Origin of the sequence: Burkholderia sp. SRS-W-2-2016 (genome assembly GCF_001931485.1) — a bacterium.
Taxonomy (GTDB): domain Bacteria; phylum Pseudomonadota; class Gammaproteobacteria; order Burkholderiales; family Burkholderiaceae; genus Paraburkholderia.
In genome coordinates, this window is sequence record NZ_MSDV01000046.1 from 281,412 (window position 1) to 297,907 (window position 16,496).

Below are 16,496 nucleotides of genomic sequence, written 5' to 3' on the forward strand. Positions count from 1 at the left end.
GCTGCGGCTCGGCCCAGCACCCAGCTTCACACACGCCGGCCGCGCGCGCCATTAGCCGAACGGCCGAATGGCGCTCACCCGCCGATAGCCGGAAGATGAAGCCGTCACGATTCACAGCGGCTCATCACCGGTCTCTCATGCAAACGTCTTTTCCTTCCGCCTCGGCGTCACCGCGTCCCGTCGCGTTCAGCGACGAGCACAACGCGGCCCATCTGACCGACGCCGACACTGCCCCCGCAGTACGCCTGTTGACCGACACGCTGCAGGAAGCGACGCGGCGTAACGCATCGGACCTTCACATCGAACCGGCGGAGCACGGCTGGCGGATGCGTCTGCGCATCGACGGCGTGCTGCATGAACTCCCACGGCCGCCCGCGCATCTGCGCGACGCGTTCGTCACCCGCGTGAAGGTGCTCGCCCGGATGGACATCGCCGAGCGGCGTGTGCCGCAGGACGGCCGGCTGCGGATCGCGACTTCGCCGGGCCGGCTCGAAGACTATCGCGTGAATTCGCTGCCGACGCTGTTCGGCGAAAAGCTCGTATTGCGGCGGCTCGACGCGTTGCCCAGCGATCTTTCATTGGACTCGCTCGGTCTCGACCCGCAGCAGCGCGACGCCGTCGATGCGGCGATTCGCGCGCCACACGGACTGATGCTCGTCACCGGACCGACTGGCAGCGGCAAGACGCTGTCGCTGTACTGCTTTCTGAATCTGCTGAACGACGAAGCGCGTAATCTCTGTTCGGTCGAGGATCCGGCGGAGATTCAGCTGGCCGGCATCAATCAGGTCAGCGTGCGCGAAAAGGCCGGGCTCACGTTCGCGGTCGCGTTGCGCGCGTTTCTGCGCCAGGATCCGGACGTGATCATGGTCGGCGAAATCCGCGACAGCGAAACCGCCGACGTCGCGGTGAAGGCCGCGCAAACCGGCCACCTCGTGCTGTCCACGCTGCATACGAATGACGCGCCGGCGGCGATCGCGCGGCTGATCGATATTGGGATCGAGCCGTACAACCTCGCGGCCGCGCTGCGCATGGTGACCGCGCAACGGCTGGTGCGGCGGCTGTGCGTGGCGTGTCGGGTGCCCGCGCCGCATTCGGCGGCGGCGCTGCGGGCCGCTGGCTTTGCCGAAGCGCAGCTCGACGGCTGGCAGCCGTATGCGGCGACCGGCTGCGCCGCGTGTCACGGCATCGGCTATCGGGGGCGCGTCGGTATCCATCAGGTGATGCCGGTTTCCGAGGCGATGCGCGAGTTGATCGTCGGGGGCGCGGGCGTGCACGAACTGGCACGGCTCGCGCAGAGCGAACAGGTCGCGACGTTACGCGACGCCGCTCTGGCGCGCGTGCGCGACGGCACCACCAGTCTCGCCGAAGCGCTCGCCGCCACCGAGGTCGCATGAGCACCGCCCCACTCGCGCCGCCGGTGGCGACCGATCTGCGCTTTCGCTGGCGAGGCGTCAACGCCGACGGCACGCGTCAACGCGGCACGCTGATCGCGCCGGACGCGAGCGTCGCCCGCAACATGCTCAAACGTGACGACCTCTTCATCGTCGACCTCTCGACGCAAGGTCCGGCCCCCCGCCCGCGAGCCCGCGCGGCCGACGTCACGCGCTTTACGCGGCAACTCGCGAGTCTGCTGCGCGCGGGTCTGCCGCTCGCGCCCGCACTCGAACTGCTCGCGCAAGCGCCAGCGTCGACATCGTCATCCAGCCGGCGGCAAGGAATGCCGCGCATCGTCGGCGCGCTCGCCCGCGACATCACCGCCGGCCTGCGGTTTTCCGCGGCCCTGCAACGGCATCCGGCGCAATTCAACACGCTGTACTGCCAGCTGGTCGAGGTCGGCGAAGCGGCGGGCGCACTGGCCACCGTGCTCGCCCGTCTGGCCGACGACCGCGAACGCGCGGCCGCGCAGCGCGCGAAAGTGCGCGCCGCGCTGACCTATCCGGTCGCGATCCTGCTGCTCGCCGTCGCGATCACAGCAGCGTTGCTGGTGTGGGTCGTGCCCACCTTCAAACAGATCTTCGACGGCTTCGGCGCGACGCTTCCCGCGCCGACGCAGTTCGTGCTCGCGTTATCGGCCGGCGCGGCGCGCTGGAGCGTGCCCTTGCTCGTGCTGATGGGCGCCGCGAGCTCCCTGCTTGCGTGGATCCTGCGGCGCTCGATCAACGCGCGCATCCGTTTCGCGCGCGCGTCGCTGAGCCTGCCGGTGGCCGGTCCGCTTCTGCGCACGCTGTGCGCGGCGCGCTGGAGCCGCGCGCTCGGCACGCTGCTCGCAGCCGGCACCCCGCTCGCCGACGCATTCGACTCGCTCACCCACGCAACCGGCAACGCGTCGTTCGATAACGCGACAGCCGGCATCGCCGCACGGCTACGCCGCGGCGAACGGCTCGCCGCGGCGATGCAGGCCGCGCAGTGCTTTCCCGCCGAGGTCGTGCAGCCGGTCGCGGTCGCCGAAGAATCGGGCGCGCTCGACAGCATGTTGCTCGACGTCGCGTCGCTCGCCGATCGTCAGGTGGACGAAAAGATCGGCACGCTGTCGAGCCTGTGCGAGCCGCTGGTGATCATCGTGCTCGGCACGCTGGTCGGCGGCCTCGTGATCGCGATGTATCTGCCCATTATTCAACTCGGCAACGTGGTGTAGCATCCAGCCGAACCCAATCCCCTCACCATGCAAGCTCCTGTTCCGCTCGTGTCAGAAACCTCTTCCAGCCTGTTCGCGGGCTTATTGCCTGAACGCTTCGCAAGCGAGATCGGCCTCGCGTTCGCCAGTCTGCCCACCGGTGTGCAGATCGCGTTCGCGATCGTGTTCGGCCTCGTGATCGGCAGCTTCCTGAACGTGGTCGTGCATCGGCTGCCGATCATGCTCGAACGTGCGTGGCGCGCGGAAATCAGCGAAGCCATCGATGCCGCCGATACCGCCGATGCCGCGCCGCCCGCCGACGGACTGCCCGCCCGCTATAACCTGTGGGTGCCGCGCAGCGCCTGCCCGCATTGCGGCCACGTGCTGCGCGCGTGGGAAAACCTGCCGGTGCTGAGCTACCTGCTGTTGCGCGGCCGCTGCTCCGCGTGCGGGACCCGCGTGAGCCTGCGCTATCCGCTGCTCGAACTCGCCAGCGCCGCCTTCGCGACCGCCGCGCTCGTCGTGTTCGGCCCGACCTCGATGGCGCTCGCCGCGTTCGGTCTCGGCGCGATGCTGCTGACCATGAGCGCAATCGATATCGACACGCATCTGCTGCCCGATTCGCTGACGCTGCCGCTGCTGTGGGCCGGCCTGATCGTCAATTTCAACGGCATGTTCACGAATCTGCACGACGCGGTGCTCGGCGCGATCTTCGGCTATCTCGCGCTGTGGGCCGTGCACTGGCTGTTCCTGCTGGTGCGCGGCGTCGAAGGGATGGGCTACGGCGACTTCAAGCTGCTGGCCGCGCTCGGTGCGTGGCTCGGTTGGGCCGCGCTGCCGCAAATCGTGCTGATCGCCGCGGTGGCCGGCGCGGTGGTCGGGCTCGCGGCCACGTGGCGCGGCCGCATGCGCTTCGAAGAGCCGCTGCCCTTCGGGCCGTTTCTCTCGGCCGGCGGTGCGCTGACGCTGTTCGTCGGCACACCGCTCTATCTTGCATTGGGAGGCTGAAACATGTTCGTGGTGGGACTAACCGGAGGTATCGGCAGCGGCAAATCGACCGTCGCCAATCTGTTCGCGATCCGCGGCGTGACGCTCGTCGACACCGACGTGATCGCGCATCGCATCACCGCGCCGCGCGGTATCGCGATGCCGCACATCGCAGCCGAATTCGGCGAGCAGTTCGTCGCCGCCGACGGCTCGCTCGATCGCGCGCGCATGCGCTCGCTGGTATTCAGCGACCAGACCGCGCTCAAGCGTCTCGAAGCGATCACGCACCCGCTGATTCGCGCGGAAACCGAACGCGAGCAGCGCGAAGCGCAAGGGCCTTACGTAATCGTCGTGGTGCCGTTGCTGGTCGAGTCCGGCACGTGGAAGGAGCGTGTGAATCGCGTGCTGATCGTCGATTGCACGGTCGAGACGCAGATCGCACGCGTGATGAGCCGCAACGGTTTCAGCCGCGACGAGGTGCTCGCGATCATCGCGCGTCAGGCCACGCGCGAAGCGCGCCTCGCGGCGGCCACTGAAGTGATCTTCAACGAAAACATGCCGTTCGAAGAACTCGAGGCGCAGGTGGCCGCGATGCACGAGCTCTATCTGTCGCTCGCGCAGGGATAAAGCGGAGCCGGCGCGCGCGGAGACATCGGCGCGCGCCGCCACCTCACACGCACATTGAACTTTGCGCGCGAAGCCGAGCCGAACCGCTCAGAACACCGTGAACTGACGAAAAAAGTTGCGAAAGCGCGCCGAAAAAGTGCGTGATTGCTTGGGTAGTCCCACGGCATTAGAATGTTTTGCATTCCTGTCACCGACCACGCCCGAGGCGACCCCGCTTGATCCTTTACGAGTACCCCTTCAATGAGCGAATCCGGACGCTGTTGCGCCTCGAAGATCTGTTCGAGCGCTTCACGTTCTTTCTGACTCAGGAAGACGCCAGGGAACATCACGTCGCGCTGACAACGCTATTCGAAATCTCCGAAGTCGCGGGCCGTGCGGATCTGAAATCCGATCTGATGAAAGAACTCGAGCGCCAGCGACAAACGCTCGCGCCGTTTCGCGGCAATCCCGGCATCGAACAGAACGCGCTCGAAGCGGTGCTCGGGGAAATCGAACAGACTCTCGCGGGACTCACGCAGATGCAGGGTAAAACCGGCCAGCATCTTGCAGACAACGAATGGCTCGCGAGCATCCGCAGCCGCGCGATCATTCCCGGCGGGACCTGTAAATTCGATCTGCCGTCGTACTACGCGTGGCAACAGTTGCATCCCGATCAGCGCCGTCAGGACATCGCCAAATGGGTGACGCCGCTGCTGCCGCTGCGCGACGCGGCGACGATCGTGCTGCGCCTCGCGCGCGAATCGGGTCAGGCGTCGAAGGTGATGGCGATGCAAGGCAGCTATCAGCAGATGCTGTCCGGCCGCTCGTATCAATTGATGCAGGTTCGCGTGGCCCCGGAATTGCGCGTGATCCCGGAAGCGAGCGCCAACAAATACATGCTGTGGGTGCGCTTCACCGTGCAGGAGAGCGATCTGCGCCCGCGCGCAGTCGACATCGACGTGCCGTTCCAGCTCACGCTCTGCAGTCTGTAGAGCGCCGCCGGCCTCGCAAGCCCGCCGCGGCTTGCGGGCAACGCGCCTTTGAAGCCGCGCGAAATAGCCCTATATTCGTTACTTGTTCCGTTTGCGATTGACCGTCCGACCGTATGCCTACCGTCGTCAAATGTCCTACCTGCGGTAAAGATGTCCGCTGGACTCCCGAAAGCCGCTTCCGTCCTTTCTGTTCCGAGCGCTGCAAGCAGATCGATCTCGGCGCATGGGCCGCCGAGAAATACAAGATCGGCGGCAACGAGCAGGAAGGGCCGTCCTCGGATGAAGAGCCGCCGCGCGGCGACTACAACCCGCATTGAGCGTGTTGCGCTGACGCCCGCTCTCCACGAAAAACCACCGCCCCCAAAAAAATCACGCGGTAGCGTACGTTGCCTGAGCAACGCACGCTACCGCGTGTTCGGTCTGGGCCTGCGGATTTACTTCTTCTCGGCCGCGAGCCACTCCAGCACCGGAATCGTCGCCGGCAGCAACGGCGCCACGTCGGCAGGCAGGCTCTGCCACACGAAGGCCTGACCTTCCCGGCCGTGCGGCTCGCCCGACCACTGCGTCACCTTGCAGAAAAAGAGCCGCACATACGCGTGCGGATAATCGTGTTCGAGCGTATGCCACAAATGACACGCCTCGACCTCGATCCCCAGCTCTTCGTGCAATTCACGCGCGAGCGCGGCCTCGACCGACTCGCCCGCTTCCAGCTTGCCGCCCGGAAACTCCCAGTAGCCCTCGTACGGCTTGCCGGCCGGACGCTGCGCGAGCAGATAGCGCCCATCCGGCTGCACCAGCACGCCGACCGCGACCTCGGTGACCGGACGGCCCGCGCCGTTTTTGCTCGCGTCGCTCATGCCGGGGTCTTGCGGCCGGACCAGTCGCGCGCGAATTGCCACGCGACCCGCCCCGAGCGCGATCCGCGTTCGAGCGCCCACACCAGCGCATCGCCGCGCGCCGCCTCGATTTCGGCGTCGTCGCAACCGAAATGGCGCAGCCAGTGCGCGATGATGCTCAGGTAGTCGTCCTGCTTGAACGGATAGAAGCTGACCCACAACCCGAAACGCTCGGACAGCGAGATCTTTTCCTCGACCAGTTCGCCCGGGTGAATCTCACCGTCCGACGTGTGCTTGTACGTCTCGTTGTCGCTCATGTACTCGGGCAGCAGATGGCGGCGATTCGACGTCGCGTAGATCAGCACGTTGTCCGACTGCGCGGCGACCGAGCCGTCGAGCGCGACCTTCAGCGCCTTGTAGCCCGACTCGCCGTCTTCGAACGACAGGTCGTCGCAGAACACGATGAAGCGCTCCGGCCGCTGCGCGATCAGATCGACGATGTCGCCGAGATCGTGCAGATCGTCCTTGTCCACTTCGATCAGACGCAGACCGTCCTGCGCGAACGCGTTCAGGCACGCCTTGATCAGCGACGACTTGCCGGTGCCGCGCGCGCCCGTCAGCAGCACGTTGTTGGCGGGCTGCTTGCGCACGAACTGGCGCGTGTTCTGTTCGATCAGCCCTTTCTGGCGATCGATGTTCTGCAGGTCGTCGAGCGTGATCGACGAAATCGCCGGCACCGGCTGCAGATAGCCGCGCCCCTGGCGCTTGCGCCAGCGGAACGCAACCGCGGCGGACCAGTCGATCTCCGGCGCGGCGGGCGGAAGCATCGCTTCCAGGCGGCCGAGCACGGCTTCGGCGCGGGTCAGAAACTGTTCGAGTTTGTCCATGTTGAGTAGGCGGCCCGTGGCCGCGCATTGAACCTGTTACGAGCGATAGTCGGCGTTGATGCTGACGTAGTCGTGCGACAGATCGCAGGTCCAGATCGTGGCTTGCGCATCGCCGCGGCCGAGTACGACGCGAATGCCGATCTCGCTCTTCTTCATTACGCGCTGGCCGTCCTCCTCGCGGTAGGCCGGATTGCGGCCGCCGGCGGTGGCGACCAGCACGTCGTCCAGATACAGATCGATCTTGCCGACGTCGAGATCATCGATGCCGGCATAGCCGATGGCCGCCAGAATGCGGCCGAGGTTCGGATCCGATGCATAGAAGGCCGTCTTCACGAGCGGCGAGTGGCCGATCGCATACGCGATCTGGCGGCATTCGCCGGCGCTCGAGCCGCCCTCTACCTGCACGGTCATGAATTTGGTCGCGCCTTCGCCGTCGCGCACGATCAGTTGCGCGAGGGTCTGGGCGACTTCGGTCACCACATCGCGCAGCGCTGCATAAGCGGGCGAGTCGGTGGACGTGATCGCCGGCAGGCTCGATTTGCCCGACGCGATCAGGATGAACGAATCGTTGGTCGACGTATCGCCGTCGATCGTGATGCAGTTGAACGAGCGGTCCGCGACGTGCTTGACCAGTTCGTCGAGCACCGGCTGCGCGACGTTCGCGTCGAACGCGAGGAAGCCGAGCATGGTCGCCATGTTCGGCTTGATCATGCCGGCGCCCTTGCTGATGCCGGTCAGCGTGACCGTGTGACCGTCGATCGTGACCTGTCGGGAGGTGGCCTTCGGCAACGTATCCGTGGTCATGATCGCCTGCGCGGCGTCGAACCAGTTCGCTTCCTTGCGGTTCGCGAGCGCGGCCGGCAGGCCGGCCTTCAGACGATCGACCGGCAGCGGTTCCAGAATCACGCCGGTCGAGAACGGCAGCACCTGCTCCGGCGCGAGGTCCGTCAGACGCGCGAGTTCCGCGCAGGTCTCGCGGGTCGCCGCGAGGCCCGGTTCGCCGGTGCCCGCGTTCGCGTTGCCGGTGTTCACCACCAGCGCGCGAATCGGCTTGCCGCCCGTGCGCACGCGCTGCAGGTTCTCGCGGCACACGGTCACGGGCGCCGCGCAGAAGCGGTTCTGCGTGAACACGCCGCCGACCGTCGCGCCTTCGTCGACGGAAATGACCAGCACGTCCTTGCGGTTCGGCTTGCGGATGTTCGCCTCCGCCCAGCCGAGCTTGACGCCGGCGACGGGGTGCAGTTGAGCGGGATCGATCGAGGGAAAGTTGACAGCCATGGTCGCGACCTGTCGAAGAAAATGCCGGCTGGAGCCGGCATTGGGGAAACGGAACTGATGACCCGGGAGAATTGCCGGCTCACCTGCGAAATCAACGGCCAAGCGGCGCGCAAAACAACGCGGCGCGCCCGGGAGCGCGCCGTGTCGGCTTTACGCGATCTTGCCGTGGCACTGCTTGTACTTCTTGCCGCTGCCGCACGGGCACGGGTCGTTACGGCCGACCTTCGGCACGTTGTCGGTATTCACGTGCACCGCGGCCTGCGGCGTCGCGCTGTGACCGTGGCTCATCGCGTCGCCGATCATCGCGGCGGCGGCTTCGGCCGCGACCGGCGCGGCGGCTTCCGCGAACTCGGCATGGCGGAACTCGACGTTGTCGACGAGATGACCGCCCTGCTCTTCGATCTGCTCGGCGGCCGCTTCGAGCTGCTCCGGCGACTGGATCTGCACGTTCATCACGATGCGCGTGACTTCGAGCTTCACCGCGTCGAGCATTGCGGCGAACAGTTCGAACGCTTCACGCTTGTATTCCTGCTTCGGGTTCTTCTGCGCATAGCCGCGCAGATGGATGCCCTGGCGCAGATGGTCGAGCGCGGCGAGGTGTTCACGCCATGCGCGGTCGAGCGTCTGCAGCATGATCGAGCGTTCGAAGCCGCTGAACGACTCGCGGCCGACCAGTTCGACCTTCGCTTCGTACGCTTCGTCCGCGGCGGCTTCGACCGCTTCGAGAATCTCGTCGGCGTTGATCGAGTTCGACTCGTTGATCATTTCCTGGATCGCGAGGTCGAGCTGCCAGTCGTTGCGCAGCAGTTCCTCGAGCTCGGGCACGTCCCACTGCTCTTCGATGCTGCCCGCCGGCACGAACTGATGCACGAGGTCGGCGACCACGCCGTGACGCATCGCGGTGATCGTCTCGGTGATGTCATTCGCTTCGAGCAGTTCGTTGCGCTGCTGGTAGATCACCTTGCGCTGGTCGTTCGACACGTCGTCGTATTCGAGCAGTTGCTTACGAATATCGAAGTTGCGCGCCTCGACCTTGCGCTGCGCCGATTCGATCGAACGCGACACGATGCCCGCTTCGATCGCCTCGCCTTCCGGCATTTTCAGGCGATCCATGATCGCGCGCACGCGGTCGCCCGCGAAAATGCGCAGCAGCGGATCTTCCAGCGACAGATAGAAACGCGACGAACCCGGGTCGCCCTGACGGCCGGCACGGCCGCGCAGCTGATTGTCGATCCGGCGCGACTCGTGACGCTCGGTGCCGATGATGTGCAGACCGCCCGCGGCCTTCACCTGATCGTGCAGCGTCTGCCATTCGTCGTGCAGCTTCTGGATGCGGCTCTGCTTTTCTTCGTCGGACAGCGTTTCGTCCTGTTCGATGAACAGCGCCTGCTTTTCCGCGTTGCCGCCGAGCACGATGTCGGTACCGCGGCCGGCCATGTTGGTCGCGATCGTGATGCGCTGCGGACGGCCCGCTTCCGCGACGATCGCCGCTTCCCGCGCGTGCTGCTTCGCGTTCAGCACTTCGTGCGGCAAGCCGGCCTGCTTCAGCAGATGCGACAGCACCTCCGAGTTCTCGATCGACGTGGTGCCGACCAGTACCGGCTGACCGCGCTCATAACACTCGCGAATGTCGCGGATCACCGCGTCATAGCGCTCCTTCGCGGTCTTGTAGATCTGATCCTGCTTGTCGATCCGCTTCGGCTGACGGTTGGTCGGGATCACGACCGTTTCGAGACCGTAGATCTCGTTGAATTCGTACGCTTCGGTGTCGGCCGTGCCGGTCATGCCGGCGAGCTTCGCGTACATGCGGAAGTAGTTCTGGAACGTGATCGATGCGAGCGTCTGGTTCTCGCTCTGAATCTTCACGTGCTCCTTCGCCTCGACCGCCTGGTGCAGACCATCCGACCAGCGGCGACCGGCCATCAGACGCCCGGTGAATTCGTCGACGATGATCACTTCGCCGTTCTGCACCACGTAGTGCTGGTCCTTGAAGAACAGCGTATGCGCGCGCAGCGCCGCGTACACGTGGTGCATCAGCGTGATGTTCTGCGGCGCGTACAGGCTCTCGCCCTCGCCGATCAGGCCCCACTCGGCGAGCAGACGCTCGGCCTTCTCGTGGCCCGACTCGGTCAGGAACACCTGACGGCCTTTCTCGTCCAGCGTGTAGTCGCCCGGCTTTTCGACGCCGGTGCCGTCCGCCTTCTCTTCGCCGATCTGGCGCTCGAGCAGCGGCGGCAGCGCATTCATGCGCACGTAGAGTTCGGTGTGATCTTCGGCCTGGCCGGAGATGATCAGCGGGGTACGCGCTTCGTCGATCAGGATCGAGTCGACCTCGTCGACGACCGCGAAGTTCAGGCTGCGCTGCACGCGCGCGTCGGTCTCGTAGACCATGTTGTCGCGCAGGTAGTCGAAGCCGAATTCGTTGTTGGTGCCGTACGTGATGTCCGCGGCGTAAGCCTGCTGCTTCGCCGTGTGCTCCATCTGCGACAGGTTGATGCCGACCGACATGCCGAGGAAGTTGTACAGACGCGCCATCCATTCGGCGTCGCGCTGCGCGAGGTAGTCGTTGACGGTAACCACGTGGACGCCGCGGCCCGACAGCGCATTCAGATACACCGGCAGCGTCGCGACGAGCGTCTTGCCCTCGCCCGTGCGCATTTCGCCGATCTTGCCGTAGTGCAGCGCCATGCCGCCGATCATCTGCACGTCGAAGTGGCGCATTTTCAGCACCCGCTTGCTGGCCTCGCGGCAGACGGCAAACGCTTCGGGAAGGAGCTTGTCGAGCGACTCGCCGCTCGCGACGCGTTGGCGGAATTCACCCGTTTTGGCGCGCAGCTGTTCGTCCGTCAATTGCTCGATCTGCGGTTCGAGCGCATTGATCGCCGCGACGGTCTTTTGATATTGCTTGACTAGCCGTTGATTGCGGCTGCCAAAAATCTTCTGTAGAAAACCGGTGGTCATCGGATCGGTGTCTGCGTCGCGGCTTCGGCTGGCTCGCGGCGTGCGGTTTGCGCACACCTGCGTCTGGGTCGGAAAGTCCTCGGCCGCTTAGTCCAAGAGTGAATTCGAATCGGGCATTTTAGCACGCGCCTCCGGCCGCGCTCGTGTCGACGGCGTGACGGCTGCAGGCCGTTTCCGGCCCGTCTGCCGCCCTCCGCGGCAGCTCGCCGGACGGTTTCGCGCAGTGCCCGCGCGGTACAATCGCGACGTTGGCGCACATCGGGTGCGCTCACGTCGTTACTTCTGAACATGAGCCGTTTTCCGTCCTTTTCAAGGCAGCCCAAGCAGTTCGACCTGCGCCGGCCGCAGCCCGTCGCCGAAGTACTCGGCCGTACGGACGCGTTCGCGGCACTGCGCGCGGGCGTCGAGCAGATCGCCGCGCTCGAGAAGGATTTGCGCGAACTGCTGCCCGACTATCTGGCAACCAGTGTCGAGCCCGGCTTCGTCAAGGAAGGTGTATTGGCGCTGTTTGCCGCGCACAACGCGCTCGCCGCGCGCTTGCGCCATCTGGAGCCGCGGCTGCTGTCGGACCTGCAGCAACGCGGCTGGCAGGTTCACGCGCTGAGAATTCGCGTGCGGCCGCAACCCATCAAGGAGCCGCCGCCTATCAAGCAGGCGCGTATGACACCGGTTGGCGCGGCCGCGCTGCAGGCGTTGAGCGAATCGCTCGAACCGTCGCCGTTGCAGGAAGCGCTGGCGCGCATGGCGGCCCGGCATCGGCGCACGACGCGCTGAGCGAAATTCGCTGAACGAAAAAAAACGGCCCGAATGGGCCGTTTTTCTTATCAACGCCGCGTTGCCGCAAGCGTTACGCGAATGCCGTCTGCGTTTCGTACGCGAAGCCGCGCGGCGCCTTCTGCGTGTCGTCGAAGGTGACGATTTCGTACGAGTCCTCATGCGCGAGCAATTCGCGCAGCAGCGCGTTGTTCAGGCCGTGACCCGACTTGTACGCGGTGTACGAAGCCAGCAACGGATGGCCGACCACATACAGGTCGCCGATCGCGTCGAGCATCTTGTGCTTGACGAACTCGTCGTCGTAACGCAGGCCGTCGTTGTTCAGGATGCGGTACTCGTCGAGCACGATCGCGTTGTCCATGCTGCCGCCGCGCGCCAGACCCAGCTCGCGCATCATTTCCACTTCATGCGCGAAGCCGAACGTGCGTGCGCGCGCGATTTCGCGCACATACGACGTGTTGGCGAAATCCACTTCGAGCGCCTGGCCGGTTTTGTCGACGGCCGGATGACGGAAGTCGATCGTGAACTTCAGCTTGAAGCCGAAGAACGGATCGAGACGCGCGAATTTGTCGCCGTCACGGATTTCCACCGGCTTCGTGACCTTGATGAACTTCTTCGGCGCGTTCTGCTCTTCGATCCCGGCCGACTGGATCAGGAACACGAACGAACCCGCGCTGCCGTCCATGATCGGGATTTCCTCGGCGGTCACGTCGACATACAGATTGTCGATGCCGAGACCGGCGCAGGCGGACATCAGGTGCTCGATGGTCGACACCCGCGCGCCGTCTTTCTGCAACACCGAAGCGAGTCGCGTATCGCCAATCGCCATCGCCGACGCAGGAATGTCCACCGGAGTGGCCAGATCCACGCGCGAAAACACGATGCCGGTATCCGGCGCCGCTGGACGGAGTGTCAGATTGACTTTACGGCCCGAGTGCAGGCCGATGCCGACAGTCTTGACGATCGATTTGATAGTGCGCTGCTTCAACATGGTGATCTTCTGTTCGATTGAAAATCCCAATCGGGACTTTTTATTCCATAGCCCGAATTATACTCCATTCCCCAGACGAGCGTCCTTCCAGGGAACGTATCAATCTGTTTCGCTGCATTACCCCCTGGGCACCGCGAAGGAAAGCGTGACGGGCCGATGCGCCGGAACGGAGGCGTTTCCGGTCATCGGCCCGCGTAACGGCCTGTCACAAAAGCGTCTTGTGCGCCGTTGCCGCAGCGCCACGCGACAGATGCGCGCAGCGAAAGGCGAAGGCGTAACGCCTGTAACTAGCTCAACGTCGCGAGAATACTCGCTGCATCGCTGACTTCGAATTTGCCGGCGGCTTCGACGTTCAGCGTCTTGACCACGCCGTCGTCGACCACCATCGCGTAGCGCTGGGAACGAATTCCCATCCCACGCGCCGACAGATCCTGCTCCAGACCGAGCGCCCGTGTGAAAGCCGCACTGCCGTCCGCCATCATGCGCACCTTGCCCGCGGTGTGCTGATCGCGTCCCCACGCGCCCATAACGAACGCGTCGTTGACAGACACGCACCAGATTTCGTCGACGCCGGCAGCGCGCAACTGCTCGGCATGCTCGACATAGCCCGGTACATGTTTGGCCGAGCAGGTCGGCGTAAACGCGCCCGGCAATCCGAAGATCACCACGCGTTTGTTCGCCGTCTGCCCGCGCACGTCGAAATTGTTCGGTCCGATCGTGCAGCCCGCCCGGCCGTCTTCGACATATTCGAAGAGCGTCGCGTCGGGCAGCTTGTCACCTGCGTTGATCATGCTCAGTCCTTTGCATCGATGCGAAGCACGCTCGCACGTTCTCGTGTCGCAGTGAAATCCGGCGGCAGCCGTGCCGTCCGCTTCGCGCTTTTTGCAGAGGGCAGTTGCCCCTGCCGCGAATCAGACGATACGCGACCTTCTCGCCGTTCACCCGCCACGCTCGTGCATTCGTCCGCCAGCGCTGCACTGCGTACTACCGCAGCGCGGCAACGAAAGCCTGCTCGCGCGCTCAGTCCGCCTGCTTGCGCAGGAACGCCGGGATGTCGTACGTATCGACGCCCTTTTCCTGCAGCGCCTGCACGTGCGATGCCGCGGTGTCGCGCGAGGTGCGCCACACTGCCGGCGTATCCAGCGCGCCGTAGTCGGCCGTGCTCGCCTGCGCGGCCGCCGGCGCGTACGCCGCATGCTGCATCGCGGCGATCGGCTGGTTGTCGGTGCCGGTGCGCAGCAGCGTCATCGGTGCGGACTGCTGCTTCTTCGCCGCGCGCCCGAGACCCGTTGCAACCACCGTCACGCGCAGCGCGTCGCCCATCGCATCGTCGTACACCGCGCCGAAGATCACCGTGGCGTCTTCCGCCGCGTAGCTCTTGATCGTGTTCATCACTTCGCGGGTTTCCGACAGACGCAGCGAACGGCTCGACGTGATGTTGACCAGCACGCCGCGCGCGCCCGACAGATCGACGCCTTCGAGCAGCGGGCTCGCCACAGCCTGTTCGGCCGCGAGGCGCGCGCGATCGACGCCGGCAACCGTCGCCGTGCCCATCATCGCCTTGCCCTGCTCGCCCATCACCGTCTTCACGTCTTCGAAGTCGACGTTCACCAGACCGTCGACGTTGATGATTTCAGCGATACCGGCAACCGCGTTGTTCAGAACGTCGTCGGCGCACTGGAAGCACTTGTCCATCTCGGCGTCGTCGCCCATCACCTCGAACAGCTTGTCGTTCAGCACGACGATCAGCGAGTCGACGTGATCCTCCAGTTGCTGCGAACCGGCTTCCGCGACGCGCATGCGCTTGCCGCCTTCGAATTCGAACGGCTTGCTGACCACGCCGACGGTCAGGATGCCCATTTCCTTGGCGATCTGCGCGACCACCGGTGCGGCGCCCGTGCCGGTGCCGCCACCCATGCCCGCGGTGATGAACACCATGTGCGCGCCGCGCAGTGCGTCGGCGATGCGCTCGCGTGCTTCTTCAGCGGCGGCGCGGCCCATTTCCGGCTTCGCGCCGGCGCCCAGACCCGTGTTGCCGAGCTGGATCACCGCGGTCGCGCGCGAACGCGACAGAGCCTGCGCGTCCGTGTTCATCACGATGAAGTCGACGCCTTGCACGCCTTTGTTGATCATGTGCTGAACGGCATTGCCGCCAGCGCCACCTACTCCGACCACCTTGATGATGGTGCCGTTCGTTTCGGTTTCCAGCATCTGGAATTCCATGTTGCCTCCGTCAAGATAAAAAAGTACCGCCACTCGGCGTTATCCGGCAGGGGATCGGGCAACCCCCTGTCGCGCACCAGCCGCCGGCACCAGCGCGTATTTCGAAACCCGTGCTCAGAAGTTGCCGAGGAACCAGTCCTTCATGCGCGAGAAGACCTGGCCCATCGACCCCGACTGCACTGCAACCTTGCGCCCGCGCATACGCTGCGAGCGTCCTTCGACGAGCAGACCCATCGCCGTCGAATAGCGCGGATTGCGCACGACGTCGGCGAGACCGCCCGCGTATTCCGGCACGCCGATGCGCACCGGTTTCAGGAAAATGTCCTCGCCGAGCTCGACCATGCCGAGCATCATCGACGCGCCGCCAGTCAACACGACGCCCGAGCTCAGCAGCTCTTCGTAACCCGACTCGCGCACCACCTGCTGCACGAGAGAAAACAGTTCTTCGACGCGCGGCTCGATCACCGCGGCCAGCGCCTGGCGCGACAGCGTGCGCGGACCGCGCTCGCCGAGCCCCGGCACTTCGATCATTTCGTCCGGATCGGCAAGCGCCTGCTTGGCGATGCCGTAATCGACCTTGATGTCTTCGGCGTCCGGCGTCGGCGTGCGCAGCGCCATTGCGATGTCGCTGGTGATCTGGTCGCCGGCGATCGGGATCACCGCGGTGTGACGGATAGCGCCTTCGCTGAAGATCGCGATGTCGGTGGTGCCGCCGCCGATGTCGACCAGCACCACGCCCAGTTCCTTCTCGTCTTCGGTCAGCACCGCGAGCGACGACGCGAGCGGCTGCAAGATCAGATCGTTCACTTCGAGGCCGCAGCGGCGCACGCACTTGACGATGTTCTGCGCCGCGCTGACCGCGCCGGTGACGATATGCACCTTCACTTCGAGACGGATGCCGCTCATCCCGATCGGCTCGCGCACGTCTTCCTGACCGTCGATGATGAATTCCTGCGTGAGGATATGCAGCACCTGCTGGTCGGTCGGGATGTTGATCGCCTTCGCGGTTTCGATCACGCGCGCGACGTCCGCCTGGGTCACTTCCTTTTCCTTGATCGCCACCATGCCGCTCGAATTGAAGCTGCGGATATGGCTGCCGGCGATCCCGGTGAACACGTTGGTGATCTTGCAGTCGGCCATCAGCTCGGCTTCCTCGAGCGCGCGCTGGATCGACTGCACGGTGGCTTCGATGTTGACCACCACGCCTTTCTTGAGCCCCTTCGACTCGCTCTGGCCGAGACCGATCACCTCGTAGTGGCCCTCGCCCTTCAACTCGGCGACGATGGCCACTACCTTCGACGTTCCGATGTCGAGGGCGACCAGCAGATCTTTATAGTCTTTACTCAT

General features: G+C 65.0%; 15 protein-coding genes. 7 read left to right on the forward strand and 8 right to left on the reverse strand.

Going from position 1 to position 16,496, the window contains the following annotated elements:
- Positions 1 to 137: 137 nt before the first annotated feature.
- From BTH42_RS21010 to yacG, 6 genes are all read left to right on the forward strand, one after another.
- Positions 138 to 1,394 carry a GspE/PulE family protein gene (locus BTH42_RS21010; RefSeq protein ID WP_075302934.1) on the forward strand — a complete coding sequence of 419 codons (1,257 nt, stop codon included), beginning with the start codon at positions 138 to 140 and terminating at the stop codon, positions 1,392 to 1,394.
- The gene (locus tag BTH42_RS21015; protein WP_075302936.1) at positions 1,391 to 2,635 is read left to right on the forward strand and encodes a type II secretion system F family protein; all 1,245 of its coding nucleotides are present in this window, start codon (positions 1,391 to 1,393) and stop codon (positions 2,633 to 2,635) included. Before BTH42_RS21010 ends, BTH42_RS21015 begins: the two co-directional genes overlap by 4 nt.
- 27 nt (positions 2,636 to 2,662) lie before the next feature.
- The gene (locus tag BTH42_RS21020; protein ID WP_075302938.1) at positions 2,663 to 3,622 is read left to right on the forward strand and encodes an A24 family peptidase; all 960 of its coding nucleotides are present in this window, start codon (positions 2,663 to 2,665) and stop codon (positions 3,620 to 3,622) included.
- Between the two features lie 3 nt (positions 3,623 to 3,625).
- A complete protein-coding gene (gene coaE, locus BTH42_RS21025; protein ID WP_075302940.1) occupies positions 3,626 to 4,228 on the forward strand; it encodes a dephospho-CoA kinase in 603 nt (200 codons plus the stop codon).
- Positions 4,229 to 4,443: 215 nt separating this feature from the next.
- Complete coding sequence (gene zapD / locus BTH42_RS21030) at positions 4,444 to 5,199, forward strand: cell division protein ZapD (protein ID WP_075302942.1); 756 nt, start codon at positions 4,444 to 4,446, stop codon at positions 5,197 to 5,199.
- Between the two features lie 113 nt (positions 5,200 to 5,312).
- Positions 5,313 to 5,516, forward strand: coding sequence for a DNA gyrase inhibitor YacG (gene yacG, locus BTH42_RS21035; protein WP_075302944.1), 204 nt, complete (start codon positions 5,313 to 5,315; stop codon positions 5,514 to 5,516).
- A 117-nt stretch (positions 5,517 to 5,633) separates the two neighbouring features.
- Here yacG and BTH42_RS21040 read toward each other — a convergent pair whose 3' ends face one another.
- The 4 genes from BTH42_RS21040 to secA all read right to left on the reverse strand — a co-directional run bounded on the left by BTH42_RS21040 (position 5,634) and on the right by secA (position 11,161).
- Positions 5,634 to 6,056, reverse strand: coding sequence for an NUDIX domain-containing protein (locus BTH42_RS21040; RefSeq protein WP_075302946.1), 423 nt, complete (start codon positions 6,054 to 6,056; stop codon positions 5,634 to 5,636).
- On the reverse strand, positions 6,053 to 6,922 hold the full coding sequence (locus tag BTH42_RS21045; RefSeq protein ID WP_075302948.1) for an ATP-binding protein: 870 nt from the start codon (positions 6,920 to 6,922) through the stop codon (positions 6,053 to 6,055). Before BTH42_RS21045 ends, BTH42_RS21040 begins: the two co-directional genes overlap by 4 nt.
- 36 nt (positions 6,923 to 6,958) lie before the next feature.
- Positions 6,959 to 8,200: a bifunctional glutamate N-acetyltransferase/amino-acid acetyltransferase ArgJ gene (gene argJ, locus BTH42_RS21050; RefSeq protein ID WP_075302950.1), complete on the reverse strand. Its 1,242-nt coding sequence runs from the start codon at positions 8,198 to 8,200 to the stop codon at positions 6,959 to 6,961.
- Between the two features lie 150 nt (positions 8,201 to 8,350).
- The gene (gene secA, locus BTH42_RS21055) at positions 8,351 to 11,161 is read right to left on the reverse strand and encodes a preprotein translocase subunit SecA (protein ID WP_075302952.1); all 2,811 of its coding nucleotides are present in this window, start codon (positions 11,159 to 11,161) and stop codon (positions 8,351 to 8,353) included.
- Between the two features lie 288 nt (positions 11,162 to 11,449).
- Here secA and BTH42_RS21060 point away from each other — a divergent pair, with 288 nt between their 5' ends.
- Entirely contained in the window at positions 11,450 to 11,935 is a 486-nt protein-coding gene (locus BTH42_RS21060; protein WP_075302954.1) for a DciA family protein, read from the forward strand.
- Between the two features lie 73 nt (positions 11,936 to 12,008).
- Here the strand turns inward: BTH42_RS21060 and lpxC are convergent, their stop codons facing one another.
- The 4 genes from lpxC to ftsA form a co-directional block, all read right to left on the reverse strand.
- A complete protein-coding gene (lpxC, locus tag BTH42_RS21065; protein ID WP_075303032.1) occupies positions 12,009 to 12,926 on the reverse strand; it encodes a UDP-3-O-acyl-N-acetylglucosamine deacetylase in 918 nt (305 codons plus the stop codon).
- A gap of 287 nt (positions 12,927 to 13,213) precedes the next feature.
- Complete coding sequence (locus tag BTH42_RS21070) at positions 13,214 to 13,717, reverse strand: peroxiredoxin (protein WP_075302956.1); 504 nt, start codon at positions 13,715 to 13,717, stop codon at positions 13,214 to 13,216.
- Between the two features lie 229 nt (positions 13,718 to 13,946).
- Entirely contained in the window at positions 13,947 to 15,149 is a 1,203-nt protein-coding gene (ftsZ, locus tag BTH42_RS21075; protein ID WP_075302958.1) for a cell division protein FtsZ, read from the reverse strand.
- Positions 15,150 to 15,263: 114 nt separating this feature from the next.
- Entirely contained in the window at positions 15,264 to 16,496 is a 1,233-nt protein-coding gene (gene ftsA / locus BTH42_RS21080) for a cell division protein FtsA (RefSeq protein ID WP_075302960.1), read from the reverse strand.

Bases quoted from the DNA above. Each gene is read 5' to 3' on its own strand.
- BTH42_RS21010 (WP_075302934.1), top strand. From the start codon at position 138: ATGCAAACGTCTTTTCCTTCCGCCTCGGCGTCACCGCGTCCCGTCGCG.
- BTH42_RS21015 (WP_075302936.1), top strand. From the start codon at position 1,391: ATGAGCACCGCCCCACTCGCGCCGCCGGTGGCGACCGATCTGCGCTTT.
- BTH42_RS21020 (WP_075302938.1), top strand. From the start codon at position 2,663: ATGCAAGCTCCTGTTCCGCTCGTGTCAGAAACCTCTTCCAGCCTGTTC.
- coaE (WP_075302940.1), top strand. From the start codon at position 3,626: ATGTTCGTGGTGGGACTAACCGGAGGTATCGGCAGCGGCAAATCGACC.
- yacG (WP_075302944.1), top strand. From the start codon at position 5,313: ATGCCTACCGTCGTCAAATGTCCTACCTGCGGTAAAGATGTCCGCTGG.
- BTH42_RS21040 (WP_075302946.1), bottom strand. From the start codon at position 6,056: ATGAGCGACGCGAGCAAAAACGGCGCGGGCCGTCCGGTCACCGAGGTC.
- BTH42_RS21045 (WP_075302948.1), bottom strand. From the start codon at position 6,922: ATGGACAAACTCGAACAGTTTCTGACCCGCGCCGAAGCCGTGCTCGGC.
- argJ (WP_075302950.1), bottom strand. From the start codon at position 8,200: ATGGCTGTCAACTTTCCCTCGATCGATCCCGCTCAACTGCACCCCGTC.
- secA (WP_075302952.1), bottom strand. From the start codon at position 11,161: ATGACCACCGGTTTTCTACAGAAGATTTTTGGCAGCCGCAATCAACGG.
- BTH42_RS21060 (WP_075302954.1), top strand. From the start codon at position 11,450: ATGAGCCGTTTTCCGTCCTTTTCAAGGCAGCCCAAGCAGTTCGACCTG.
- lpxC (WP_075303032.1), bottom strand. From the start codon at position 12,926: ATGTTGAAGCAGCGCACTATCAAATCGATCGTCAAGACTGTCGGCATC.
- BTH42_RS21070 (WP_075302956.1), bottom strand. From the start codon at position 13,717: ATGATCAACGCAGGTGACAAGCTGCCCGACGCGACGCTCTTCGAATAT.
- ftsZ (WP_075302958.1), bottom strand. From the start codon at position 15,149: ATGGAATTCCAGATGCTGGAAACCGAAACGAACGGCACCATCATCAAG.
- ftsA (WP_075302960.1), bottom strand. From the start codon at position 16,496: ATGAGTAAAGACTATAAAGATCTGCTGGTCGCCCTCGACATCGGAACG.